This is a genomic window from Methylopila musalis (assembly GCF_042679725.1).
GTDB lineage: Bacteria > Pseudomonadota > Alphaproteobacteria > Rhizobiales > Methylopilaceae > Methylopila > Methylopila musalis.
Genome location: NZ_JBHTMX010000001.1, coordinates 95,336 through 121,502 on the forward strand (window position 1 = coordinate 95,336; position 26,167 = coordinate 121,502).

16 protein-coding genes are annotated in these 26,167 nt (G+C 64.3%); 8 read left to right on the forward strand and 8 right to left on the reverse strand.

Annotation, left to right across the window (positions count from 1 at the left end; all coding sequences use genetic code 11):
* Window positions 1–7: 7 nt before the first annotated feature.
* Complete coding sequence (locus ACFQ4O_RS00445; RefSeq protein ID WP_378773606.1) at window positions 8–892, reverse strand: WYL domain-containing protein; 885 nt, start codon at window positions 890–892, stop codon at window positions 8–10.
* A 200-nt stretch (window positions 893–1,092) separates the two neighbouring features.
* Here ACFQ4O_RS00445 and ACFQ4O_RS00450 point away from each other — a divergent pair, with 200 nt between their 5' ends.
* The 6 genes from ACFQ4O_RS00450 to ACFQ4O_RS00475 all read left to right on the forward strand — a co-directional run bounded on the left by ACFQ4O_RS00450 (window position 1,093) and on the right by ACFQ4O_RS00475 (window position 16,587).
* Window positions 1,093–3,750 (forward strand): PD-(D/E)XK nuclease family protein, encoded by a 2,658-nt coding sequence (locus ACFQ4O_RS00450; protein WP_378773607.1) that lies wholly within the window; start codon window positions 1,093–1,095, stop codon window positions 3,748–3,750.
* Window positions 3,750–7,142: a UvrD-helicase domain-containing protein gene (locus ACFQ4O_RS00455; RefSeq protein WP_378773609.1), complete on the forward strand. Its 3,393-nt coding sequence runs from the start codon at window positions 3,750–3,752 to the stop codon at window positions 7,140–7,142. Before ACFQ4O_RS00450 ends, ACFQ4O_RS00455 begins: the two co-directional genes overlap by 1 nt.
* A gap of 14 nt (window positions 7,143–7,156) precedes the next feature.
* Window positions 7,157–10,498 (forward strand): DEAD/DEAH box helicase, encoded by a 3,342-nt coding sequence (locus tag ACFQ4O_RS00460; protein ID WP_378773610.1) that lies wholly within the window; start codon window positions 7,157–7,159, stop codon window positions 10,496–10,498.
* A gap of 88 nt (window positions 10,499–10,586) precedes the next feature.
* Entirely contained in the window at window positions 10,587–11,780 is a 1,194-nt protein-coding gene (locus ACFQ4O_RS00465) for a DUF6361 family protein (protein ID WP_378773612.1), read from the forward strand.
* Window positions 11,777–13,582, forward strand: coding sequence for a phospholipase D family protein (locus ACFQ4O_RS00470; RefSeq protein ID WP_378773614.1), 1,806 nt, complete (start codon window positions 11,777–11,779; stop codon window positions 13,580–13,582). The genes ACFQ4O_RS00465 and ACFQ4O_RS00470 overlap by 4 nt, the downstream gene beginning before the upstream one ends.
* On the forward strand, window positions 13,579–16,587 hold the full coding sequence (locus tag ACFQ4O_RS00475) for a helicase (RefSeq protein ID WP_378773615.1): 3,009 nt from the start codon (window positions 13,579–13,581) through the stop codon (window positions 16,585–16,587). Before ACFQ4O_RS00470 ends, ACFQ4O_RS00475 begins: the two co-directional genes overlap by 4 nt.
* A 202-nt stretch (window positions 16,588–16,789) precedes the next feature.
* Here ACFQ4O_RS00475 and ACFQ4O_RS00480 read toward each other — a convergent pair whose 3' ends face one another.
* From ACFQ4O_RS00480 to ACFQ4O_RS00490, 3 genes are read right to left on the reverse strand one after another with little or no spacing between them, the layout of a single operon-like run.
* Window positions 16,790–17,725, reverse strand: coding sequence for a plasmid partitioning protein RepB C-terminal domain-containing protein (locus ACFQ4O_RS00480; RefSeq protein ID WP_378773617.1), 936 nt, complete (start codon window positions 17,723–17,725; stop codon window positions 16,790–16,792).
* Window positions 17,718–18,623, reverse strand: a complete 906-nt coding sequence (locus ACFQ4O_RS00485; protein WP_288804243.1) for a plasmid partitioning protein RepB C-terminal domain-containing protein — start codon at window positions 18,621–18,623, stop codon at window positions 17,718–17,720. Before ACFQ4O_RS00485 ends, ACFQ4O_RS00480 begins: the two co-directional genes overlap by 8 nt.
* Complete coding sequence (locus ACFQ4O_RS00490; protein WP_378773618.1) at window positions 18,623–20,116, reverse strand: recombinase family protein; 1,494 nt, start codon at window positions 20,114–20,116, stop codon at window positions 18,623–18,625. The genes ACFQ4O_RS00485 and ACFQ4O_RS00490 overlap by 1 nt, the downstream gene beginning before the upstream one ends.
* Window positions 20,117–20,307: 191 nt before the next feature.
* Between ACFQ4O_RS00490 and ACFQ4O_RS00495 the strand changes: the two genes are divergently transcribed.
* Both ACFQ4O_RS00495 and ACFQ4O_RS00500 read left to right on the forward strand, forming a co-directional pair.
* The gene (locus ACFQ4O_RS00495) at window positions 20,308–20,937 is read left to right on the forward strand and encodes a hypothetical protein (RefSeq protein WP_082064470.1); all 630 of its coding nucleotides are present in this window, start codon (window positions 20,308–20,310) and stop codon (window positions 20,935–20,937) included.
* Between the two features lie 156 nt (window positions 20,938–21,093).
* The gene (locus ACFQ4O_RS00500) at window positions 21,094–21,378 is read left to right on the forward strand and encodes a helix-turn-helix transcriptional regulator (RefSeq protein ID WP_378773619.1); all 285 of its coding nucleotides are present in this window, start codon (window positions 21,094–21,096) and stop codon (window positions 21,376–21,378) included.
* Here the strand turns inward: ACFQ4O_RS00500 and ACFQ4O_RS00505 are convergent.
* The 4 genes from ACFQ4O_RS00505 to ACFQ4O_RS00520 all read right to left on the reverse strand — a co-directional run bounded on the left by ACFQ4O_RS00505 (window position 21,356) and on the right by ACFQ4O_RS00520 (window position 26,163).
* Window positions 21,356–22,612: a tyrosine-type recombinase/integrase gene (locus ACFQ4O_RS00505; protein WP_378773620.1), complete on the reverse strand. Its 1,257-nt coding sequence runs from the start codon at window positions 22,610–22,612 to the stop codon at window positions 21,356–21,358. The genes ACFQ4O_RS00500 and ACFQ4O_RS00505 overlap by 23 nt on opposite strands.
* A 318-nt stretch (window positions 22,613–22,930) precedes the next feature.
* Entirely contained in the window at window positions 22,931–24,493 is a 1,563-nt protein-coding gene (gene guaA, locus ACFQ4O_RS00510; protein ID WP_378773621.1) for a glutamine-hydrolyzing GMP synthase, read from the reverse strand.
* Window positions 24,494–24,578: 85 nt separating this feature from the next.
* On the reverse strand, window positions 24,579–24,809 hold the full coding sequence (locus ACFQ4O_RS00515) for a hypothetical protein (protein ID WP_378773622.1): 231 nt from the start codon (window positions 24,807–24,809) through the stop codon (window positions 24,579–24,581).
* A 61-nt stretch (window positions 24,810–24,870) separates the two neighbouring features.
* Window positions 24,871–26,163: an RsmB/NOP family class I SAM-dependent RNA methyltransferase gene (locus ACFQ4O_RS00520; RefSeq protein ID WP_378773623.1), complete on the reverse strand. Its 1,293-nt coding sequence runs from the start codon at window positions 26,161–26,163 to the stop codon at window positions 24,871–24,873.
* Between the last annotated feature and the right edge of the window lie 4 nt (window positions 26,164–26,167).

The following is a 26,167-nucleotide window of genomic DNA, read 5'->3' on the forward strand; positions in this document are numbered from 1 at the left end:
CAGTCCTTCATAGCTGAAGCTCCGCCTTCTCAAGCGCCGCTTCAGTTTCCTTGCGATTTATTGTTACGATATGCTGTGTATGGGCGCTCTGTTTCGCAGCGTCACCAAGCAAACCCAGGCGCTTCAAAACGTAAAAGAGCATGGCGTAGCGCACCGAGAGCACGCCATTTCCCTGGTCCAGCCCATAATCCTTGGCGACGACCTTCTTCTGGCTCGCCGTAAGCCCCGGATGGGGGCCGATGATGACATCGAAATAATTGTTCCAGAGCCAATCCCGATCACCGGCCTCGCCGGGCTCGCCCTTCACACCGACGTCGAGGATGCGCGGCAGCAGGAAATCCTTGAACTTGTGTTCAAGGTGGCAATAGGCCCGCGCGTGCCAGCGGAAACCATCGTACCCGAAGGCATGCGGCGTGATCCGCCGCCAAGTGGGTTCAGGCCGCAACTTGTTCATCGACTGGTAGAAGACGTCGACTGAGGCGCCCTCCCGGCTCGCGTCGAGAATCTTCCGCAGAACCTTGATGTCGATGTCCCGCCTGGGGGTCAGCGCCACATCGGCGCTAGGGAGCGCCGCGATCCACGAGTCGCTCGCGGGCACAGCCCCCTCGGCAACCGAGCGTAGCTGCGACAGATAGATGTAGGGGTCCGGCTCAAGGAACCGCAGCACGAATTTTTCGGCGGCAACGTAGCGCTTGGCGCGGGTGTCGTACTCCATGTTGCCGGGGGCCCGCTCCTGATAGAGCGTCAAATCCTTGGAGGCCTGCGGAACCGACACGCCGAACACCTCGACAAGGTCGGCCCGGTTGATCGAGCCCTCCCAGAATAGCCGAAACTCGATGAACTCGAGTCGGCGTCCCACCCCCCACTTCAGCGCCGTCGCGGCTTCCGCCATGTGCCTTGCCTCGCCATAATGAGGATAAAAACTATATGGACAACACATCGTAGTCCGTGTAATTATTATTCCCATAAGGGGGATTCGTCAATGGTCTATCGGTCACAACCATCGGTGCAAAGCGTGCAGCGGCACAGCTTGATGGATCGGACCTCTGGCGCGGCGCGCAACCCCAAGCAAAACCCGGAAGGAGGACGGCCATGACCATCGCGCATCGATCCACCTTGGTCGTTCACGGCCGCCTCGCCATGCGGGAGAGCCGCCTCGCGGCGGGGCGCGCTGGCCGGCACGGCCTCCAGATCATGTCCTTCGAACAGGCCGCCGTCCGGCTGGCCGGCGGTTTTGCCCGCCCGATCGATGACGAGAGTCTGCGTTCGGCCATCCAGACGGCCCTGTCCGCCACGCCGATGGGCGAACTGGAGAGCATCAAGACGCTGCCCGGCATGATCGATGCAGCGGCTGACACGCTGCACAAAGCCTGGCGCGCAGGTATCGACCTTGCCGCACGTGCGGCCGATGACCATCCACGCCTCGCCGCCATCGCACGACTGGAGGCGGCCGTCCTCGACCTGCTTCCGTCCGGTATGCTGCGGCCACTCGACATCGCCGCCGCCGCGATTGAGCGCCTCACCCATGCACCAGCGGTCCTTGGTCCGATGGAGATCGTCGGGCTCACCGAACTCTCGCCGTGCTGGCGGCCGCTGCTTCAGGCGCTCACCGCCCATATCCCCGTGCAGTGGACGGCCGGCCCGAGGAGCGTTCCCGCATGGCTGGACGATACGGGCGTCACGATCTCACGCGCACCGGCGCAAGCGCCGGGGATCAACGCCGTCAGCGCGGCGACGGCCTATCACGAGGCCATTGAGGCGATGCGCTGGGCGCGAGGCCTGCTCGCTTCGGGCGTTGCCCCCTCGGAGATCGCCATCGCGACCGCCTCGCCAGCCGACTATGACGATCATTTCCTGGCTTTGCGCGCTGACGCCAATATCGACCTGCACTTCGTCCACGGCGTCCGCACCGTCAGCACCCGCGACGGTCAGGCTGCGGCGGCGCTGGCCGACATCGTGGTCCGCGGTCTGTCACAGTCGCGGTTGCGGCGGCTCGCGGCGCTCTGCCGGGACAGCGGACCTTTCGCATCGCTGCCCGAAGGCTGGCTGCGTGTCCTGCCAAGCGATGCACCGCTCTCGACGCCCAGCGCCTGGAACCGCCTGCTTGGCCGGTTGGCGACAGAGGACTGGCCCGATGGCGCCGACCATACCCCGGCTTTGCGCCTGGCGGTCGAGACGCTGGCGAAAGGACCAGAGGCCGCCGGCGAGATCGGAGAAGCCTTCCTCAAGGGCCGAGCCCTCGCGATCTGGCGCAAGGCGCTGCTCGCCGGCCCCGCCGCCTCGGTCGATGCGACGCTCGAGACCCTGAAACAGGACGATGGACTGGAAGCCTGCGTGTGCATCGCCTGGATGCCGGCCAGTGCGCTGGCGGCGTCGCCACGCCGCTTCGTTCGGCTGCTTGGCCTCAATTCGTCCCGCTGGCCGCGCGGGATCGCCGAAGACCGGCTGATCCCCGACCATATCATCCCGACACAGGTGCTTGATCCGCTGCCGGTCAATCTCGCCGACCGGCGCGATTTCGAGACGATCCTCACCACGACAGGCGGCACCGTCGTCCTCTCGCGCGCACGGCGCGACAGCGACGGGCGCCTCCTGGGTCGCAGCCCTCTGCTCGCCGGACATGGCGAGGAGACCTATCTGCGCCGCAACGCGACGCCAGCGCACGCCTTCAGCGAGACCGACCGCCTGATGGCCCGACCCGAGGAATTCGTCGCCGATCCGCAAGCCGTCAGCGCGCAAGGCTGCTGGTGTGACTGGCGGCAGGTGGAGATCACCTCCCACGATGGCCTAATCCGGGCGGACCACCCGCTCGTCCTCGCCATTCTCGGTCGGACCCAGTCCGCGAGTTCGCTGCGCCGATTGCTGCGCAATCCTCTCAGCTTCGTGTGGGTCTATGCGTTCGGATGGCGCGAACCCCAGAGCAGCGCCGAACCGCTCGTGCTCGACGCGCTCGGGATCGGCGATCTTGTCCACCTCGTGCTCGACCAAGCCCTGCGCGACCTCGAAACCGGAGGCAGCCTCGCCGCAGCCGACGCACAGACCATCGAAGCCGCCGTGGCGCGGGCCGCGCAAGCCGTCGCCGCCGACTGGGAGAGCGAGCGCCCGGTTCCGCCAGCGGTCATCTGGGGCCGCACCCTCGACGACGCCCGCGCGCTGGCCAGCCGGGCTCTGTCCTATGGCGATGACCTTCTGCCAGGCGCGCGTTCCTACGGCGAGGTTCCCTTCGGCGGCTCGCCTCCGAAATCCGATGCGGAAACGCCCTGGGATGCGAGCGCGCCGGTCACGATTCCCGATGCCGGCTTCAATATCGCCGGCTACATCGACCGGCTCGACATCGCGGGCGATGGCAAACGCGCCCTCGTGCGCGACTATAAGACTGGACGCCCGCCGCGCGGCGACATCCGATTGAACGGCGGACGCGAGCTTCAGCGCTGCCTCTATGCGTTCGCGGTCAAGGCGCTGCTCGGTGATGACGTCACGATCAGCGCCTCGCTGCTCTATCCGCGCGATCCCGTCGATCTCCAGCTCGACGATCCCGAGGCCGTGCTCACGGAGATCACCGGCTATCTGCGCGCGGCGCGAGCAAGTCTCGCCAGCGGCGCGGCCCTGCCTGGACCGGATACCGGCGGCGACTACGACGACCTCGCCTTCGCCCTGCCGGCCAACGCCAGCGCCACCTACTGCAAACGCAAGATGCCGGCCGCCGCGGAGCGGTTCGGAGAAGTCACTCAGGTCTGGGAGGCGGAATGATGAGCAACCTGTCCAAAGTGCTGAACGACGACGGTGCGCGTCGCCATGCGATCAGCCTTCATGATCGCTCCATCCTGGTCGAGGCCGGCGCGGGTTCAGGCAAGACTGCCGTCATGGCCGGGCGCATCGCCGCCATGCTCGCCGAAGGCGTCTCCCCGCGCGCCATCGCCGCCGTCACCTTCACCGAACTCGCCGCAAGCGAATTGCTCTCGCGTGTCCGCGAGTTCGTCGCCGACCTTTCGGCCGGCGTCATCGCGACTGAACTGCGCGTGGCGCTGCCCAATGGCCTGTCGGAGGCCCATCGCCGCAATCTCACCGCCGCCAGTGCTGCGATCGACGAAATCACCTGCTCGACCATCCACGGGTTTTGCCAGCGCCTCATCAAGCCCTATCCGGCGGAGGCGGACATCGACCCCGGCGCCGGCGTGATGGATCGCAACCAGGCCGATCTCACTTTCCTTGAGATTGTCGATGGCTGGTTGCGCGAGCGCCTGTCTGGCGGACAAGGCGGCATCCTGGCCGAGATGGTGCTGCATAGCCCCGGCGAGACGGTGGCGCTGATCCATAAGATCGCGGAGAACCTGCGCCGCCGTCCCACGCTGGCGGCCCCGGCCGTCTCTCCGCTTGACGGCCACCTGACAGCGTTCCGGCAGGCTGCGGCGGATTTTGCCAGCTTCATGGATGGCACGGCGGCGGCAGAGCCGGAAACGGTGGCGATCGTCGAGCGGCTGGCCGGAATGGCCGCAGCCCTGGCGACCGCGCCCGACGCGGCGACGCCTGCGGGCCTAGTCCAGCTCCTGACCTCGCGGCCCCACCCGGACCTTTGTACCAAATCCGGCACCTTCGCTTCCTATCGCAAGAAGGGAAAATGGGCCGCAACCGCCAAACAGGCCGGTCTTTCCAAGGCCGACGGCGATCGGCTGAACGACGCGGCCGAGATCCACTACACCACCTGCTGCGATGCCTGGGCCGCGCTTGTGCAGGCCGCCGCCGGCCATGCCCTCTCAGCGCTGATCGACGAGGCGCATCCCATCCTGCAACGCTATCGCGACCACAAGCGCGCCAGCGCCCAGCTCGATTTCGACGATCTGATTTTCGCCGCGCGCGCCTTGCTGCGCGATCACGATGCCGTGCGCCGGGCGCTGGGAAAGCGTTTCGCCCATGTCCTCGTTGATGAGTTCCAGGACACAGATCCCCTGCAAACCGAGATTTTCTGGCGTCTGTGCGGCGAGCCGGTCGATGGCGATGACGATTGGACGCGGTTCCAAATCCGGCCCGGTGCGCTCTTCCTGGTGGGCGATCCCAAGCAGGCGATCTATCGCTTTCGAGGCGCCGATGTCGGAGCCTATGTCCAGGCGCGCGACGCCTTCCGCGCCCAGGACGCCGACAGCCTTCTATCGATCTCGACCAATTTCCGCTCCTGCGCCTCGATCCTCACCTTCGTCAACGAGCGCTTCGAGGCAGTCCTTTCGGCCGATGGACAGCCGGGTTTCGCCGCGCTCGACCCGTTCCACGATGACCGGGGCGACGTTTGCGTAGCCGCCCTCGACATCGCGGTGGCCGACGAAAACGGCAAGGCCAGCGCCGAACAGCAACGCGACGCCGAAGCCGACGCCATCGCCGAGCTTTGCGCCCGGCTGATCGAAAGCCAGCCCATCATCGACCGCCGCAGCGGCGCGGAGCGCCCCTGCCAGCCAGGTGTCATCGCCTTGCTGGCGCCGACCGGCGCGGAGCTGTGGCGCTATGAGGAAGCTCTGGAGCGGCGCGGCATTCCCGTGGCGACCCAGGCCGGCAAGGGGTTGTTCCGCCGCCAGGAAGTCCAGGACCTGATCGCGCTGACCCGCGTCCTGGCCGATCGCCGAGACACGCTCGCGCTCGGCGCGTTGCTGCGCGGGCCTCTGGTCGGCCTGTCCGAGGAAGAGCTGCTCGACATCATCTGGGGGCTTCCCCGCTCGGAAGACCAGCCTGACCGAATTCCACGCCTAGATCTCGGCATCGACCCGGCCGTCATCGCACACCCGCTCGCGCGCGAGGTCATCGAACGGCTGCAATCGCTCTCCCGGCGCGGCAACAGCACGACCCCGCACGAATTACTTTCGCAGGCGGTGGACGTGATGCGCATCCGTCCGCTTCTCCTCGAACGGCATCGTGGCCAGGCCGAGCGCGCGCTCGCTAACGTCGATCTCTATCTCAGCCTGTCGACCGGCTACGCCGTGCGCGGTCTGCGTGCCTTTGCCGAGGCCATGGCGACGGCGTGGTCCGACGAGGCCCGCGCCGTCGAGGGACGACCCGATGCACAGGAGGAAGCGGTTGCGCTCTTCACCATGCACGCGGCCAAGGGGCTGGAATGGCCAATCGTCATTCCGATCAACACCATGACCGGCGTGATGGCGCCCGAAAGCGCCGTCCTCGATCGCCAGACCGAGACCTTCTATTGCCCGGTCCTGGGCGTCCCGCCCGAAGGCTATGACGAGGCGCGCCAGGCGGAAAAGGAAGAGCTGGACCGCGAACGCATCCGGCTCTGGTATGTCGCGGCCACCCGCGCCCGCGAGCTTCTCGTCCTCCCCCGTCTCGACACCACGCCGTCGAAATCGGCATGGATCGGTCTCGTCGATCTATCGCTCGGCGACCTTCCCGGCCTCGATGTCGCGCATCTGCCCGCCAGCCTCACGGCCGCGCGCGCGGGAGTGGACAACGCCCAGACACGCGCGATCTTCGCCGCCGAAGCTGAAATCATCGCTGCTGCCCAGACGCGGCTGACCTGGCTTGCACCCAGCCGCGATGAAAACGCCGCCGGGGCCGTGCTCCGGGAAGAGGAGGCGTCCCTCTGGACCGGCTCGGCTGACGACCAGCCCCCCGAACTGGAAGTCGTCGCCCCGGTGCAAGGAGGCAGGGAGCGCGGGCTGATCCTCCACAAGCTCATAGAAGAGGTGCTGACCGGGGAAACCCCGGAAGCCGAGGCGGCACTGATTGAGCGGGCGGCCGATCTCATCCGCTCGATGGGACGATCGCCTGTCTCCGATCCAGCCACAGGACTGTCGGCCGACGAACTGGCGGCCTGTGTCGCTCGCACTCTGGCCCTGCCTGACATCGCGGCCTTGCGACCCGGTCTCCTGGCCGAATTCCCCGTCTATGCCGCCCAGGCGAATGACGGCTTGGAAACCGCGACGGCCGGGATCGCCGACGCGCTCACAGTTGGAGAAGATGGCCAGCCAGTCGTGGTGGTCGACTGGAAAAGCGACGTGAACCCCGACGCTCAGACGCTCGATCACTATCATGCGCAGGTGCGCGCCTATCTGAACATGACGGGCGCGGAGCGCGGACTGATCGTGCTGATGACGCGAGGAACGGTGATTGCCGTCTCGCCTTCGCCGCAGACCGTGTCGGCCTGACGGAAGGCGACCCGATGGCCTCCCGCACGCGCTCCAACGGCCCCAACCAGGACGACCTTTTCAATCCCGAGGTCGAACTGCTCTTGCCGGCTCGGCTTGCCATCGATGGCAAGGTGCTGGGGAGCCCGGTTCGTCAGTTGGCCGTTCCTGCGCGCCGGGTGCGTTGCCGGCTCCGTCCCTTCGCCATCCGCCGCGTCAATGGTTACGAGACGACCCTGGAATCCGGCGAAATTCTGAAGGTCATCAGCGCAAAGACGGCCACGCCGCTGGAGGCCGATCTCATTCTGCTCGTGTCCGGGGCAACGGAGCCGGAACAGATCGTCGAAGCACTCGAACTGGGTGCAGGCCGGTGGATGAATGCTTTGCCGATCGGCATCGACACGCTGGATCGTTCCGCGCGCGTCGAGCGGCTCCAGGCGGTTTCTGCCTCCTGGATCGACGCCATTCATTTGCGCGAAGGACGGGCTGCGGCCGATGGTGTGCCGGCGCAGCCTGGCTTGCGGCGGCCCCAGATCGGCGCGCTTCATGCCGCTCTTGCCCATGCGACGCGATCGACGGACCCGGCCACCATCGTCATGCCGACGGGTACGGGCAAGACCGAGACTATGCTGGCGCTCAACGCCAACCGGCGGTTCGAGCGCCTGCTGGTGGTGGTCCCCACCGATGCTCTACGCGAGCAGATCGCGGGCAAGTTCGAGACCTTCGGCGTCCTGAAGCAGCAGAAATGTCTCGATGAGACCGCAGCCTTTCCGTTGGTCATGCGGCTCTCGCACATTCCGGCGAGCGAAGCCGAAGTCGATGAAATCTTCGACAGCGCCAATGTCGTCGTTACCACGATGCAGATCGCGGGCCGCGCCGAAGCGCCGGTGCAGGAACGGATGGCGGCCCGTGCCTCCGCACTTTTTATCGACGAGGCGCATCACATAGGGGCACGGACGTGGAAGTCCTTTCGCGGGCTCTTCGCCGAGCACGAGCCGCCCATTCCGGTGATCCAGTTCACCGCCACTCCGTTTCGTGAGGATGGTGGCCGCGTCGATGGGGAGTTCATCTACACCTACCCGCTGAAGAAGGCGCAGCAGGAAGGCTATTTCAAGCCGATCCGCTTCGAGGCCGTATTCGGGCTGGATCAAGCCGACGCCGACAAGGCGATCATCGACAAGCTCGGCGAAGTGCTCGCCTCAGACCTCGACGCCGGCCTCAACCATCTGGCGATGGCCCGTTGCAGCACCATCGAACGCGCCAAACACCTGCATAGCCTCTATGCGGCGGCCTATCCGGACTACCGGCCTGTCATCGTCCACAGCCAGCAATCGCTGAAGGAGCGGCGCGAAAATCTGGCAGCGTTACGCCGCTTTGAGAGCCGGATCATCGTATGCGTCGATATGCTCGGCGAGGGCTTCGACCTGCCCGAGCTGAAGATCGCTGCATTGCACGATCATCACAAGAGCGCGGCGGTGACGATCCAGTTCGTCGGCCGCTTCACCCGCCAGGATCCGACCCTGGGTGATGCGACGGTGATCGCCAATACCGGCATCGACGATGTCGATCGCGCGCTGGCCAAGCTCTACGCCGAGGACGCCGACTGGAACGCGCTGGTGGAGGCGCTCAGTTCGGCAAAGATCGAACGGCAGGTTCGCCGCGCCGAGATGTTCAAAGGCTTTTCGGGGGATCTAAGCGACATTCCGCTCCAGACCCTCGAGCCGAAAATGAACGCGGTCCTCTACCGAACGTCCTGTGACGCCTGGGATCCGTTCCGCGCGGAGGAACTCTACAATCCCGGCGTCTATCTCGGCATGAAACTGAACCCGCATCAACGGGTCGCGATCTTCGTGACTCGGGCGGAGGAACAGGCGCGCTGGACCTCGGCGCAGCAGGCAGTGAACGTCACCTGGGATCTGCACATGCTCCACTGGGATCAGGCCAGTGGCCTGCTCTATATCAGCAGTTCCGCCAAGGGACCGTTCGACCGCCTGGCAAAGGCGGTTTGCGGCGATACGACGCGCCGCGTGGAAGGCGAGGAAGTGTTCCGCAGCCTCCACGGTTTCAAGCGGCTCATCCTGCGCAACCTCGGCCTCACCCACCATCAGGGGCGCGGCGTCCGCTATTCAATGTATATGGGCGTGGACGTCGCCGACGGCCTCGACAGCGCAAAATCCCAGTCGCGGATCAAGAACAACATCTTCGCCACCGGCTTTCTCGACGGCGTGCCGGCCTCACGCGGCTGCTCGGCGAAGGGCAAGTTCTGGTCCAGCGCCAAGGTCCATGACCTGACCGACTGGGTGGACTGGTGTCAGGATGTCGGCCGCACGGTGAACGATCCCAGCATCACGACCGACGGCGTCTTCAAGAGCGCGATGCGCCCCCACCAGATCAGCCAGCGCCCGGCTGTTCCGCCCGTGGCGATCCATTGGCCTGAATCTTTGATCACGCAGTTCGAGGAGCGGATCGAGATCTCGTTCGGCGATGAGCCCGTAACCTTCGCGGAATGCGATATCGAGTTGCTCGATAACGCTCGTTCGGGACCGCTGCGCTTCGCCGTGCGGAGCGATGAGCACGCGGCCGAGTTCGAGATCGTCTTCAGCGACGGGCATGCCCGCTACCCCCAGCGCGCCGGCCCCAAGGCGACGATCAAGATCGGCAGCAAGGTGCAGACGCTTTCGGAATCCTTCGGCGAGGATTCGCCACAGATCGACTTCGGCGATGGCTCGCTGCTCATCTACAGCCATCTCTACACCCTGCCCGAAGGCGAAACGATCGAGCCATACCCGTCCGACAAGATCGAAGCCTGGGATTGGTCGAAGGCCAATATCCGCGTCGAGTCGCAAGGCACGAGCAAGCGCCCAGACTCAGTCCAACGTCTCGTCATCGACACGCTGTTGGCGGACCCCGATCCCTATGATGTGATCTTCGACGATGATGGCAAAGGCGAGATCGCTGATGTCGTGGCGCTGCGAATAACCGACAGCGTCGTTTCCGTGACCCTGTATCACTGCAAGTATTCGGGCGCGGATACACCAGGCGCGCGGCTCAGTGACCTCTACGAGGTTTGCGGCCAGGCTCAGAAGTCTGTTCGGTGGCGCGACCGGCCAGGCCGCATGCTTCAACACATGTTGAGGCGCGAAAAGATGCGCCGGGACCGTGCTCTCAGCTCTCGGATTGAACAAGGCTCAGCCGCCGCGATCAAGAAACTCAAGGTCGGGTGGCAAGATCACCGCTTCGAGTTCGACGTCCGCATCGTGCAACCTGGACTATCCCGGCAAGCAATCGGTGAAGAAGGCTTGCACCTGCTTGCCGGAGTCGAGACCTATTTGCTCGAAACCCGCGCCATGAGGTTGAAAATTATTGGTAGTGAATGATGCCGTAGGGCATCGGCAATATTCTTGAGATGTAAGTTTTTATCACGCTGTGGGGGCAGGCTTCGTGTCATCTTTTGGGTTTACCTTTTTGTCGCGCAAGGCGCTGGGCCAGGCTGAGCAGATGATGTTCGGCGGCACAGCGGGGGTGCGCGATGAGGTCGGATTCCTCATCGTCCACCAGCGCTATGCCGACCACTTCTTCCCCGGCACGTCGGTTCTGCACACACGGCTGCGCTACGCGCTTCTCATCCCCTGGCTTTACCAAAGCCTTCGGACGAAGCGCCCTGTCCCCAAGGACTTTGGCCAAGCCTTCTCCGATCTCGAACATGAGCTGACCGGCCGTCTCAAATATGTCGATGGGGTGGGCGGTGAGAAAGATGGCGTGATCGGAGGCGAAGTCTTCCCCCGAGTGATCAGCCAGCCGCCAGCCTATGTCTATTGGACGGCTCTCGCTAAATGGGGACTGATCGGCGCCCGCCCCGATGGCCGGCCGTGGAGCCGCCCGGATATGGCGAAGCTCCTGGCAGCCTCCGGCAAACGCGCCCTGCATGACGATGACGGGAAGCCCTTCGAGACAGTGGCCTGGCCAATCTCGGGGTTGATCGATGCCCCCGGCGACTGGGATGGCGGAGGAAAGCTTACACTCGACCTTTTGCCGTCGGAGCAGATCTTTCTCGCAACCAAGCTGCGCGCCGTTCGCTCGCCGACTGATCCGGGCGAGCCATCGCTCTTGTCGAAGCTGGTCGGAAAGCCTCTCGGCGAGGCCGATCACTGCTGGGACAGCGAAATTCTCGCACTTGCCGGTAAGGAGGCCGCCATGCTGAAGCGGGCCGGCCAGGCGGCGGCGCTGTCCGCGATTGGAAGGGCAATTTATGCGGCTCAGGTCGAGACACTCAAGGAAACACGCGACAAGCGACCACAGCCAAATTTGCACCGCGCCGCGCTGAAAGACGCAGTCGAGCAATGGGGCGGGATGGCCGCCCGGCTGGATATGGACCTGTTTCTCGCCGAAATCGGGCACCTCCCGCCTGCGGTTGAGGGCGTTTTGCAAGAAACTTCGGCCTGGGTTCGGGCAAATAGCAAGGATCCGATGCCGCTGCTCGACGTGTATGCGCGGGCGGAGGTCAGCAGGAAGGATGATCGCGCGCGTCTCGCCAGCAACCAATTCGGCGTCGATCGGCGCATGGAATGGCAAGGCGAGCGCCATGGTCGCGCCGAGCCGCTCCATTATCGCTGGGGGAATGTGAAACGGCTCCTGCGTGATCTGGAAGCTGCCGCATGAGCGATCGGCAAGCTTGGCACGGCCAACCCTACCTCGACGAACTGCGGCCCGGGCGATTGGAGACGGTCAAGCTCGCGTTGTTCGCGACCTACTCGGTCGACCTGTCTGCGGTCGCCGCAGCGTTGCTCGCCCTGATTGGTCGTAACAATGACAAGGGCAGTGGAACGGCCGTCGATTTTGCCGAAGCGATCGACAGGCTGCGCGATCACGTCAAGATCATCATCCAGTGCGGGCGGATCGCGCGCCCGGTTGCTCTCCCCCGGATCGCGGGCATCCTCGATCAGTTCATCGTTGAGCAACCCTACGATGAACACGAGCGTAGCTGGCATCCGAAGATTGCTTTGGTTGCCTATAACTGCCCCAAAGGGAAAACCCACTGGAAGCTCTGGATTGGCAGCCGGAACCTCACGCGATCTCAGGATCTCGACGCCGGCATTTTGCTGGACGGCAGCGAAAAGCGCGCGAAGGGACGGGTTCGGCTCCCTGGTGTCGGTGCTCTCGGGAGCACTCTCGCACGCTGCGCATCGCGCGAGGATGCCGATGACATCTCGGAGCAACTGGAGGCGATCTGGTGGGATGCGCCAGACGGTTTTCGCCTACGCGGCCTCCTCAATGGGCTGGATGAAGGTGTTCCCTTGCCAGCGGGGCCGCCATCCGGCGCGGTCGATGGCATAACGATCATCAGCCCGTTCCTGTCGCCCGACTTTCTGAAAAAGGCGGGCAACTGGGGGGCGGCTGGTTCCAGGACGCTGATTTCGTCGATGCCGGCTCTTGCCGAAATAGCCAGCCGATCCAGAACCTCGCTGACGGGTTTCTCGAAAATCCTGGCCTATGCGGCGCCCGACGTGCTTGCTGACGAGTCCACGCTCGCTCTGCCCGGCACCGAACCTGTGGCCGAAGATGATGTGGAGCCGGCGCCCCTTGCGCTCCATGCGAAGATCTTCTGCTTCCACTCAGGCGAGAAGACCATCTTGAGGGTCGGGAGCGCCAATGCGACCGAAAGGGCGTGGTCGGGGCGCAACTCGGAAATCATGGTCGAACTCGAGGCGGACGAAGCGTTCGCTTCCGGCCTGGCGTTCCTGGTCGGTAAAGCGACGCCTGTCACCATAGAGGAACTCGCCGCCACGGACCTGCGCAGCACAAGTGCAGCCGATGCTCTGGAAGAGTCGCGCAAGGTGCTCATGGCCTCCTGGGACCCGGTTCTACGCCGCGACGGGGAATGCTTCTCTCTCGACGCGCGGGCGGTTCCTTCGCTCGCCTACCCCGACCATGTGCTGCACGCCGGATCTGCAAATGGCGACCTGCTGCCTTGGCCGACCGATGCCTTCAGCCTCGGTCTTGGATCGATCCCGTTGTCACTCCAGTCTGCCTTCATTCAGGTCCGGATAAGCGGCCCAGACGGCGCTTTACGATGGATGCAGCGCGTCACCGTCGATCCGCCTCTCGAAGAGCAGCGGGATCTAGCCGCGCTGGCCAGCCACATGGGACTTCGCGCGTTTCATGACTGGATGCGTGCGATGCTCGGCGGCGACATGCTTCCGGTCGGTGGCGGTGCATGGGATGAAGATGTCGGATCGCGGGGCAACCACCCCCAAAGCCTGGGTTATGACCGCCTCACATTGGAGGATATTCTCACGGCTTGGGCACGCGACCGAAAAGCCTTCGGCCGGGTCGATCGCCATTTTGCGCCCTATGTGGATGCGCTTCTCGCCCACGGCGAAAATCTGAGCGAAGCGGAGAGAGCTGACTTGAACGAACTCGCTCAGATCTGGGCCATCGCGCGCACCCGGCTTGCCTCATGAGCGCAAGATCGAAACCCTTCCAGGCCGCGACGGTCAAGGCTGCAACTGTCGCCCTGTCGGGAGGCAACCCACTGCGCCGGTTCCTTGTCGCGGACGAAGTCGGCCTCGGGAAAACCGTCGTCGCCCGAGACACGCTTGCGGCGCTGGCGAGCAAAGCGCGCAAGTTTACCGTCTATTATATTACGAGCGGGCTCAAAGTCGCGGACCAGAACAAGGTCGAACTGCTGCGCTTCCTCGAGAAGGACGAAGCCAAGGACGCACTCTCCATCATCGACCGCGTCGGTCTCATTCCGTTCGAGGAAAAGCGCAAGGGAAAGCTGCGGCTTTATGCCTTTACACCGACCACATCATTCTCCAGCTCGCAGCGCCTCTACGGCGGAAAGGCAGTCGAGCGCGCGTTCATCAAGCTCCTGTTGGACGAACTATACCCCGGCCTGACCGCCGCCTTTCCTGAAGGCTATGTCGAATATGGCGCAACGTCCGGCTGGCGATGGGCGTGCGAAGAGGCTCAGGGCAAATTCGACAATGTCTCCGCCCTCTTCAAGGCGGCCTATGGCCGAGCGTTGCGCGCGGAATTTGGCAAGCCGGCCCGCGAAAACATTCTGCACGCGATCGATACGAGCAAACATGGTCAGAGCTTGGGCCGGATGCGGAAGGCGCTCGCTCAAGCCGCTCTAGATTCCGCCCCGCCCGATCTCGTAATTTTCGACGAGTTCCAATGCTATCGCGAACTGCTCAATGCAGGCGCCGATAATCCCCTGGCGCGTCAACTGCTGGCAGGAACAGATGCCGGGACGCCCCCGCCGATCCTCCTCCTGTCCGCCACACCCTACCGTTTCTATGCCGAGCGCTGGGAAAGCGGCTCTGGGGCTGCCCCCCATGTCGAATTTTTCGAGATTATCGAATTTCTGGGCGGGTCGGCTGTACGCGCCGAAGCCGAATCCCAATTTCGTCGTTTTGGCGATCTGTTGCATTTGATCGGCCACCTGCCGCCCGATAGCCGCACGGCGGCGATTGAAGAGGCGCAAGCGCTCAAGCACCATCTCGAGGCGCTTCTCACACCACTCATGTCGCGGACCGAGCGTCCGGTTTCCGACCATGCCGGAGAGCCTGCGCCACCGTCCGTAAGGATCGAGCCCCACGATCTCGACGTCTATCGCCATTTCACCGACCATGTGTCGCCCAAGCTCGCAGGCAGCGCGATCGCCTACTGGCTGTCAGTGCCACTCCCTGCGCAAGCGTTGGGGGACCGATACCAGATTTCTCGCGACATAGATTTTCCGGCTACGCGCAGCGTCCCCCGGCTCGGAGTCACCAATTGCTTCAAGCCGCCCAAAGAGGGTTGGGGAAGCGCCAAGCTCCGTGCCCTCAACGGCCTTGTGCCAACGGAGGCCCTTGCCCTCCCGTGGGTGTTGCCGTCGCTGACTTGGTGGGCGCCTTCCGGCCCATGGGCAAAGGTAACGCAATCGCCCAAGATGCTGATCTTCAGCCGGTTCAGGGCCACACCGCAAAGCCTGGCAGCCCTTGTCAGCCTTGAGGTCGAGCGCAAATGCGTGGCGAAAAGCAATCTTCCCTACGCTGCCGCGTGGAAGAAACGCCACCTGAACCCGAAGCCGAACCAAGGCCCCACGCTCGCCCTGTTTCACCCGAGCCCTTTCCTGATCCGCGCTGTCGATCCCCTAGATATGAAGGGCAAGGCTGCGATCAAGCAGATCCGGGCCAGGGCGCGGCAGCAAATCATTCAGGCGCTGCCCCCGTCCATCGCGCCGGAGGCTCCGAATGCGCGAAGCAACCGACGGCGCAAACCGGCGTGGGCGATCCTCGCGGCCATTGAGCACGCGCAAAAGGCGCCGCTGGCTCGGGAGTTCGCGGCGGTCCAGAAGAACTGGGGTCGGGTCGCCCCGAAGGATGCAACACTTCAAACCTTGCTCAAGCAGCGCCAAGAGGCCGAGGCGATCACCTGGCTAAGCCGGTGGGAGCTGGACGCTCTGGTGGATATGGCTCTCGGCGCCCCTGGCGTCGTGACGGGCCGAGCACTCTATCGCCACCTTCCTGAGCTTTTCGATTACCAGGAGCAGCATTTCGCGCGGCTTGTGCGCTTCTGCTGGACGAGGCTGCGCACCTATCTGGATCGCCCCGTTTTCTGGTCGATCTTGCCCGGTGAGGACGCCACACAGAAATATCAGACTGCGTGCGTTGATGGCTGCCTGGAAGCCGTCCTCGACGAACATTTCTGGCTGCGCAAATCCAAGGTCAATCCTGATGGACTGATCGAGGATCTGTCGGCGGCGCTGGCAGCGAACGTAGGCACTTTCGGGTTCAAGGGCGCGAAGAAAAAGGACAAAATCCGTATCCGCTGTCACGCTGCGGTGCCGTTTGGGGGCACTGAGACAGAGACGCATCGGCAGGATCATGATGTCAATGAACCGCCACCGGCGCGCTCTGAGGAAATCCGCAGCGCGTTCAATACGCCGTTCTGGCCCCATGTCCTGGCAACGACCTCTGTCGGACAGGAAGGTCTCGACTTCCATAGCTGGTGCGATCGGCTGGGCCACTGGGATCTTTGTTCCAGCCCGGTTGACCTGGAGCAACGAGAAGGCCGCGTCCAGCGCTTCGGCGGACTGACTGTCCGACAACCGCTCGCCCGAAAACTGGGTGAACAAGCGTTGGCGCAGGCACGCGGCCAAGCATCGTCGCCGTGGGACATCATCGCACGCGACGCCGACAAGGCGTTCGCGGACGACAAAACCGGCCTCAGCCCTTGGTGGGCGATGGAAGGTGCGGAACTGAAGCGACATTTGTTCGCGCTTCCCCAAAGTCGCGATATTGATCGATTCGCAAAGTTGAGGACGCAGAGGCTGCTCTATCGCCTTGCTTTGGGGCAGCCAGACCAGGAGGATCTTGTCGATCTCCTGACCCATCACGACGTGGAAACGACGCGGTCGCTGCAAGCATTGACCCTCAATCTGTCGGCATTCTCACGACAGAAGCACCGCGATGAATAACGTGCGTGCCGGCCGGCGCGTCCGGCACGCACGTCCTGCTCATGCGGGGCAAGCGCCCCCTCATGCGGCTGGCTATATGTGGACCAGCCTGGTGGGCTTCATGCGGGTTCGCCGCCATTCCCACCACCATGCTTGATCCGCCCCACGGTGCGGCTTCTCCCATGGTCCCCGCGCTTATCGGGTCCGGGTCCCCATATCTGACTCAGGCGCCCGGCGTTTCCGCGATCGGGCCGAGCGTGTCGATCTCGGCGATCTTCTGAAACTCGCTGAGATAGTCCTGTTGATGGGTCGCCAGCCAGCGAACCACGCGGTTGTTCGCCAGCAGCTTGGCGACATAGCCGCGGGCGACGGTCAGATGCAGATTGTCGATGCCGTAGGTTTCCTCGACCGACTTCACCTGGGTCTGGAGCGCCGCCAACTCGCGTTCCATGCGGGCGATCTGCTGGCCCGAGGGCGTTGGCTTGCCTCCCCCTTTTCCTTTGCGGGTGGCGGCGAGTTGGTTCTCGGACGTCGCCGCACGCAGCGCGCGCGCAAACATGACCGTGAAGTTGTTCTGACCGATCATCAGGTCTGCGGCTTCGATCTGCCTGACCGACGTCATCTGGCGCAGGATGTCGAACACCTTCATCGAACAGGGCGTATCCTTCAGCATCTCGGCCGCCTCGGGGCTGATCCCTTCCAGGAGCCGGAAACGCCGCAGCACGGACTCAACCTGAAGGTTCAATGCGGTGGCAATGTCGGTCGATGACACGCCGCGGTCCATTGCCCGCACGATCATCCGATGCTCCTGGATCGGCGGGATGCGATTGACGCGCTTGTTGTAGGTGTAGGTGTCGTCGTCAGCCGCAAGCAGGCACTCGACCTCGGAGATGCCGAGTTCCTTCAGCGCCTCAAGCCGCAGATGACCATCGAGGAGAAACCAGGTTCCGGCATTCTTTTCGTCTGCCATGACGACGGGCGCTTCGATCAGGCCGATCGCTTTGATCGAACTCAGCACCTGCGAATAGGATCGGCTCTCCCTGGCGCCGGCCGGCAACGTCTTCAGCGGAACGATCGCCGCAACGGGGATCGTCAGAAAATCGCGGTCGAAGCCAAAATGGATACGGCCGTCATCCCGATCCTTCGGTTCTTCAGTCATGATCGTCTCCCGACACACGGACCTTGAGCGCGCGTGGCATGGTCGCCAGCCCCTCCGCCCTCAACAGATTGATGAAACCGTCATTGCCGAGCAGATCCTTCAGCGCCTCGACGACGAACAGCAGCCGGGTCTGGGTGAAGTCCGACTTCTTGACCAGCAGACGCTGCTTTTCCGCCTCCCGCTGATAGACCTGCATGAGATCGGCGGCCGTCATCCGACGGACGCCGGTGCCCTTTCGGCCCAACCGCCCGACAGGCAATCCACCCTTGCGCTGGCTGCGCATCCGCATTTCCAGCAGACGACGAACCGCGGCGAGTTTCTTGCCCCGAAGCTTGCCGGTCTCATAGGCGTCGAGGAGCAGGTTCTGAGCCTCTTCCGTTTCGGCTTTGGAAATCTCCATTGCCAAGGTGATCGGAATGAGCCCGGTTTCGACGGCGGACACCAGCCGTTCCTCGCCACGCTCGAGTAGCGACGCAATCATGTTCACCCAGGATGCCCCGACACCGATCTTCTCCGCGATGGCAGCATCGTTGAAGCCACGGGATCGTAGCGCGCCGATCTCCTTCATGAGGTCGATGGGCCGCGGCGTGCGCCGGGCGATATTCTCGACCAGGCTCATGACGAGGCACTCGCTTTCGCTGGCCTCGATCACCACGGCCGGAATCTCGGTCTGACCAAGCATCTGGAAGGCTTCCAACCGGCCCTCACCACAGACGAGATCATATCTCGGCCCGCCTGCGCCATCGCGGCGGCTCACCGTGATCGGCCTCTTCAAGCCGATGGCTTCGATGTTGTTCACGATCTCCCGATGCTGGCGCTTGTTGCGTGCGCGAGGGTTCAGAACCGTGATCCGGGAGATAGGGATCATTTCGATCTTGTTCGGTCGAACAGCAGGCATCAGGCGGCCTCCCCAAGAGGAACAGGCGCGGCGATGTCATAGAGAAGCTCAAGGTCGTCGAAGCGGTAGGCATCGAGCGCGAGCGCATTCTCCTCTCCTAGCCGCAGCTTTTCGGAGAGCATGTCAATGCGGGGGAACAGATAGAAGTCGAACGGCGCGCGATTGGCTCTATCCATCCGCGCGACAATCGTGATGTCGGGCGCGAGCGAGGTATCGAAGTGCAGGTTCCACCGAAGGAGCCCCGTCGGCGTCTCGATGCACCGTGCGATCACCAACGAGACGCTGAACTCACCGTTGACGACTATCCGGTCGGCCTCGAGATCCTGCCAGGCATCGCTGCCCGTTGCCCGCAATCCGTCGAGCACCTCACGAAGAATACCGGGATGGAGCTTTCGCAGTTCGCGGTTGATTTCAACGTAGCGGTAATCGCGATCCGGGGTGAAGCCCACGAGACCGTAGGCGCGAAGCAGGCTGCCAAAGCGGGAGCTGTAGGCGCTGCTGGACGGCATCCCATCGGATTCGTCGATGACGATGCCGGAGAGCAAACCTTTTTGCTGATAAAGCGCCCTCAGAGATTGCAGCATCTCTTCGTCGCTCAGCCGGAAGGAGCGCACACCGATGATGGTCTTGGCCGCCTCGAACAGTTCGCGTTCGATGACGGCCGCAAACGCATCCTGCGCCCTGATCCACATACCGGGATCGTTCCGGACGCGCTTCTTCTTCAGCTTGAAAGAGCGGCGGTTCCATACGTTGTCGCCGACATATTTCTCGTTGATGAGAATCTGATGGACGGTTCCCCTGGTCCAGGGCCGCCCAAGGTCGGTGGAAATACCCCGCCTGTTGAGATCGGCCGCGATCTCGCTCTCGCTATACCCTTGATGGACGAACGCCCGGTAGATTTCGCGAACCAGATCGACTTCCTCGGCGGGGCCGAGTGTCAGGATCACGCGGTCAGTCTGGAGACTCTTCTGCTCGCCCCGTTCAAGACATCCCTTGATAGCGCCGTGCTCATCGATGAGCGTTCGCCGTAGCCCAAAACCCGCAGGGCCTCCCTGACGATACCCTTTCTCGATCAGGCGCCCCTGGCCGGCGAAAACCTTGACGGAAAGCTCACGGCTATATTCCCCGGCCATGGCGCTCTTCACGCCCTTGATGATGGCCGCGATCGGGCTTCCGTCATTCTCGAACTGTTCGGCGCAGTATTGGACACGAACGCCGGCGCGCTTGCAGATATATTCGTAGTAGGCGCTTTCGTCGGTGTCCTGGAAGCGCCCCCAGCGGCTCACGTCGTAGACGAGGATCATCTCAAAGTCGGCGCGGCCTTCCACGACGTCCGCGATCAGCCGCTTGAACGCATCACGACCATCGACGCTGAGCCCGCTCTTTCCTTCGTCGGCGTAGGTACAGACGATCTCGATTCCGCGCGCCTCGGCATAGTGCTTGATCGCGTCGGATTGGTTTTCCGTCGAATACTTCTGATGATCCGTCGACATGCGGACGTATTCGGCAGCCCGAAGAGGACGTTCGGGCTGCTCTGACCGATCATTATCGTAGTCTCTTCGGCTCATCACATTACGCCTCACGAACTTGCCTGCGGCGGTCCGGGCGACCTACCGCCGCAGCGCATGACGGGCCTCTGCCGTCACTCCGCACTGGAACAGTTTAGCCGCGGAGAAAACGGAAGATGTTGCCGAAAACGGGCAGGAAATTACCCCTATGGACAGGCGTTCTTGGCGGACGCGAAGTCTATGCGCGGACCATCGCTGAGCTGCTACGCAAAGAGCATGGCGACAGTCGCCGCGCGATTAAGCAGCTCATGCGCCAGACGGACGCAAGCGAGCGAACCGTCAAGCACTGGCTCTCAGGCCAGCACGGGCCAGACAGCGTCTATTTCCTGCGGCTGGTGGTCTCGTCCCCAGTCATCAGGGCCTTCGTTCTCGGCCTGATTGATGGGCCGGCAGCCATCCCGCTGACCGGGCCGGTGGATCGCATTTCCCTGGTCAGAGCGCGCGAAGCCTATGCCGCCGGGGAAGCCGCAGGGGGACGATCGGCAACGGGCGCGCGGAAAAATGTCCCTGAACGTGTCCCTGAACGCGACCCTATAAATGTCCCTGATCGGGCCGAACTCAACGAGCGGCAGCACTGGTTTCTCGACCGAGTCGCGGCAGGTCGAAGTGACGCACGGGATATTGTGGCAATGTGGGCGGTTAGCCTGAAAACCGCGCGTCGGGACATCGCCGCGCTCAAGGTGGCTGGTCTCATATGCTACGTCGGCTCACGCCGGAAGGGCCGGTATCGACGATCATCCAAATGAACCGATTGGAGGTCTGGCTGGGCGCGGCGATGGCCGCGCCTTATCCGATATGCACGCCAGAGCGCGATACCGTTCTACGCCCCTCAATCCGGGCTTTCTTTCAACGTCGTCTATCGACTTCTATCCGTTGAACCCAATGGCTGACGGAGTCCTCTGATGAAATCACAAGAACCTCCCGCCGTGACACGGACCATCCGGCGCCATGAGCTTCGGCAAATCGTCCCGTTGGCCGACACGACCATCTACGACATGGAACAGCGCGGTGAATTTCCGCAGCGCTTCTATCTTACGTCTCGCTGCGTGGTCTGGGACCTCGCCGAAGTCGAAGCCTGGCTCGAGGAGCGCCGCCGCGCCTCGCGCGCGAAAACCGTGAAACGCGCACCCATGCCCGATGTCCAGCTTCGCAAGACCCGCCCCATCAAACATCCGGCTCAGGCGTAAGCAGGTCCATTGTCGGCGGATAAAGGGTCGGCGTGTATTTCTCCCCCACGACCCAAGCGTCCACGATGTTGGACCATTCCTGGATCATGTGCCGGCGCTGATGCTCATATTCCGCCTTGTTGTAGATGCCCCGTGAGGATCGGCCATCCTCGTGCGCCAAGCACTTCTCGATCCAGTCGCTGTTGAAGCCCAGTTCGTTCAGCAGAGTCGAGCCGGTGCGTCGGAGATCGTGAACCGTAAAGGACTCCAGCGGCATTCCTTCCTTCTTGGCCCGCACCACCACCGCCGTCGTGACCCGATTGAACGTGGCCCGCGACATCGGCGCGTCAGCGTCGTAGCGCGACGGCAGGACGTATTTCGAGTTACCGGCGCAGGTCTTGAGAGCGACGAAGATGTCGAGCATTTGCTGCGATAGATAGACGTTGTGCGCCTTCGAGCGCTTCATTCGCTCCTTGGGGATCGACCAGACGGCGTTCTCAAAATCGACCTCGTCCCAGACTGCATCCTGCAATTCGCTCTTTCGCACCATCGAGAGCAGAATCAGCTTTATCCCGAGACGGATCGTCGGCAGCGTCGGGACATGCTCAAGCTGTCCGAGCATGATGCGGATCTCCGCGGGAGATAGCGACCTGTCCTTCGGCACGAAGGTTGCGATCGACGATGGGCCAACCTCGTCGGCCGGGTTGGCGACCTTCTCCCCGTGCAGGATGGCGAAGGCGAATACCAACTTCACAATGTCTCTGACGTGGACCGCTGTTGCCGGCGCCCCGCGTTCCTTTACCTTCGCGCACAACCCGCGCAGATCCTCCGGCAGGATCTCGGTTAGCTGTCGATTGCGAAACGCCGGGAGGATGTCGCGCTCGAAGATCGACCGCCGCATCGCGCGTGTACTGTCCGCCATCCTCGCTTCCTGAAGCCAGCGCTCGCCGAACTGGCCGAAGCTCTTGGCTTCCTTGATCCTCCGCTTCTCGCGCTGCTTTTCCTGCGCCGGCGAGCGACCCTCGGAAATCGCGCGCCTGGCATCAATCAGCTTCTCGCGCGCCCTCGCCAGAGACAGACCCGCCGGGCCATAACGGCCCAACGTCAAGGTCTCCCGACGGCCGTTGAGCCGGTAGTCCAAGCGGAACACGATTGAACCCGAAGGTTGGACCACGACGTACATACCGTCACGATCCACAATCTTGTATAATTTATCTTTTGGTTTCAGTGCCTTGATGGCGGTGTCGGTCAGCATCTGCACCCTCCAGATCGGTCAAAAAATGCAGGAGAGCACCCAATTATACCGTCAGGCCAAAATTGGGTCGCCTGACAGGATTTTTATTCAGCATTTACAAGTGTTTATGCCAAAAAATATACCGTCAGAAGCTCTCTTGCCCCTGACGGTATATGCGTTTTTCGGTTGAGACAAGACGCGCCATACCGCCAGCCATACCGTCAAACGGGAGGCTAACCCGGCGATAGATGCTGAAAGTCTCAGAGAGATTTTTTCAGCATTTTCATTGGCTTATGTCGTATTGTAGCGTGATTTCGGATACGCCCGGAGGGGCAAAAATTATTCCCACTCGATCGTCCCGGGGGGCTTCGATGTCACGTCGTAGACGACGCGGTTGACGCCTCGGACTTCGTTGATGATGCGGGTCGCGGCGCGGCCGAGGAAGTTCATGTCGTAGGGGTAGAAGTCCGCTGTCATGCCGTCGACCGAGGTCACGGCGCGCAGCGCCAGCACGTGTTCGTAGGTGCGGCCGTCGCCCATCACGCCCACCGTCTTCACCGGCAAGAGCACCGCGAAGGCCTGCCAGATGGCGTCGTAGAGGCCGGCCTTGCGGATCTCGTCCAGATAGATCGCGTCGGCCTTGCGCAGGATCTCGAGCTTGTCGCGCGTCACCTCGCCCGGGCAACGGATGGCGAGGCCGGGGCCGGGGAACGGATGGCGGCCGACAAAGGCGTCCGGCAGGCCGAGCTCGCGGCCGAGCGCCCGCACCTCGTCCTTGAACAGCTCGCGCAGCGGCTCCACCAGCTTCATGTTCATCCGCTCCGGCAGGCCGCCCACATTGTGGTGCGACTTGATGGTCACGGACGGGCCGCCGGTGAAGGAGACGCTCTCGATCACGTCCGGATAGAGCGTGCCCTGGGCGAGGAAGTCGGCGCCGCCGATCTTCTTGGCCTCCTCCTCGAACACCTCAACGAACAGGCGGCCGATGGTCTTGCGCTTGACCTCGGGGTCGTCGGTCCCGGCGAGCGCGGACAGGAAGGTGTCGCCCGCGTCCACATGGACGAGCGGGATGTTGTAGTGGCCGCGGAACAGGCTCACCACCTCCTCCGCCTCGTTCTGGCGCATCAGGCCGTGATCGACGAAGACGCAGGTGAGCTGGTCGCCGATCGCCTCGTGGATCAGCACCGCCGCCACCGCCGAGTCGACGCCGCCGGACAGGCCGCAGATCACCCGGCCCTCGCCCACCTGGGCACGGATGCGGGCCACCGCCTCCTCGCGATAGGCCGCCATGCTCCAGTCGCCGGAGCAGCCGCAGATGTCGCGCACGAAGTTGGTCAGCAGCTTGCCGCCGTCCGGGGTGTGCACCACCTCGGGATGGAACATCAGGCCGTAATAGTTGCGGGTCTCGTCGGCGATGGCCGCGAAGGGCGCGTTCTCCGAGATGCCGATGATGCGGAAGCCGGCCGGCATCTGGGCGATGCGGTCGCCGTGGCTCATCCACACCTGGTTGCGGCTCTTGTCCTCCCACACGCCGGTGAAGAGGCGCGACGGCGCCACCACATTCAGGTCGGCGCGGCCGAACTCCCGGTGATGGCCGCTCTCCACGATGCCGCCGAGCTGCTCGGCCAGCGTCATCTGGCCGTAGCAGATGCCGAGCACCGGCAGGCCGCTGTCGAACACCGCCTGGGGCGCGCGGGGCGTGCCCACGTCCACGACCGAGGCGGGGCCGCCGGACAGGATCACGCCCTTGGCGCCGAAGGTGGGAAACACCTCGGCCGCGTTCTGGAACGGCGTGATCTCGCAGTAGACGCCCGCCTCGCGCACGCGGCGCGCGATGAGCTGGGTCACCTGCGACCCGAAATCGATGATGAGGATGCGGTCGTGGGCGGCGTCTGCGGTCATGCGTCTGACTAGCGCGAACGCCCCGCCGCGGGCAACGGTCCCAAGCGCATGACCCCTGCGAAATTTGAGCGCGTCGGCGCGGCCTTTAGAGCGGGACGCCGTCGCGGACGGCCGACGGCGCGCATTCGGTCGGCGCGCGGGGGCCGAAACGCTGGGTCAGGTGGCCGCAGCCCCAGTCCTTCACCGGCCCCGGCATCCAGCGGGTGAGCGCCGCGCCGACGCGCTCCTCCGGGTTCGAGCCGTAGGACGCGTACCACGACCAGTAGCCGAGGGCCGCGATCACCACGACCGCCACCAGCTTGAGAATGTTGCCCATCGCGCGCATGGCTCCGCCTCGCCGTCCCTCATGACGGCAGATGGACCGGCGCGCGCGGGCGTCAAGCCCGGCGCAGCGTCGCCACGAAGAAGCCGTCGGTCCCGTCCCGGCGCGGGATCAGCAGCAGCTCGGCGCCGCTAGCGGTGGCGTGGGCGGCGAGCGGGGCCGCGCCCGCGCCCACCGCCGCCTCCACAGCCGGAACGGGCGCGAACTCCGGATGGCGCGCCCGGAAGGCGGCGACGCGATCCTCGTTCTCCTCCGCGAGCAGCGAGCAGGTGACGTAGACCAGCCGTCCGCCGGGCTTCACCAGCCCCGCGGCGCGCTCCAGCACTTCGTCCTGCTCGGCGTTGCGCAGCTCGAGCGCGGCCGGGCGCATGCGCCACTTGGCGTCCGGGTTGCGGCGCCAGGTGCCGGTGCCGGTGCAGGGCGCGTCCACCAGCACCAGATCGGCGCGGCCGGCGAGATCGGCCAGCACGTCGGCCTCGCCCTTGGGCGCGCGGGTCTGAAGGTTGCGCACGCCCGCCCGCTCCGCCCGCTGCTGCAGCGGCGCGAGGCGGCGGATGTCGGCGTCGTAGGCGTAGAGCTGGCCGCGGTTGCCCATGGCGGCGGCGAGCGCCAGCGTCTTGCCGCCGGCGCCGGCGCAGAGATCCACCACCTGCAGGCCCGGCCCCGCGGCCGCGATCAGCGCCGCGAGCTGGGAGCCCTCGTCCTGCACCTCCACGAGGCCCTTCAGGAAGGCGGGCTCCGCCTGCACCGGGGGCCCGCGCCCATCGTCGCTCAGCGGCACGCGCAGGCCCCAGGGCGACAGCGGCGTGGGCGCGGGCTTGAGGTGCGAGAGCGCGCGCTCCGCCTTGGCCCGGTCGCCCTTCAGCAGGTTGACGCGCAGATCGAGCGGCGCGCGCTGGGCGAGCGCCGCGCCCTCCGCCGCGCGGTCCTCGCCGAACACGCGGGCGAGCGGGGCGTCGAGCCATTCGGGATAGTCGCCGCGCACATGGGCCGGCGCGCCGTCGAGGCTGGCGCCGGCGATCGCGGAACGCTCCCCCTCGGTCAGCGGCGCGGGGGCGTGGGCGCTTTCCGCGAAGGCGACGGACAGCGCGTCCGGCGCGGCGCCGCGGGTGAAGACCAGAGCGCCGAGCGTCAGCGCCCGGCCGCTGTCGTCGCCCATGCGCCAGGCGAGCGAGGCGCGGGCGCGCAGCGCGTCATAGACGAGGCTCGCGATGCGGGCGCGGTCGCCGGAGCCGGCGAAGCGGTGGCTGCGGCCCCAGTCCTTCAGCGCCTCCGCCGCGGGACGGGGACGGGCGGCGATCTCGTCCAGAACCTCGATGGCGGCGAGCGCGTGGGCGGCAGGGGTCATGAGC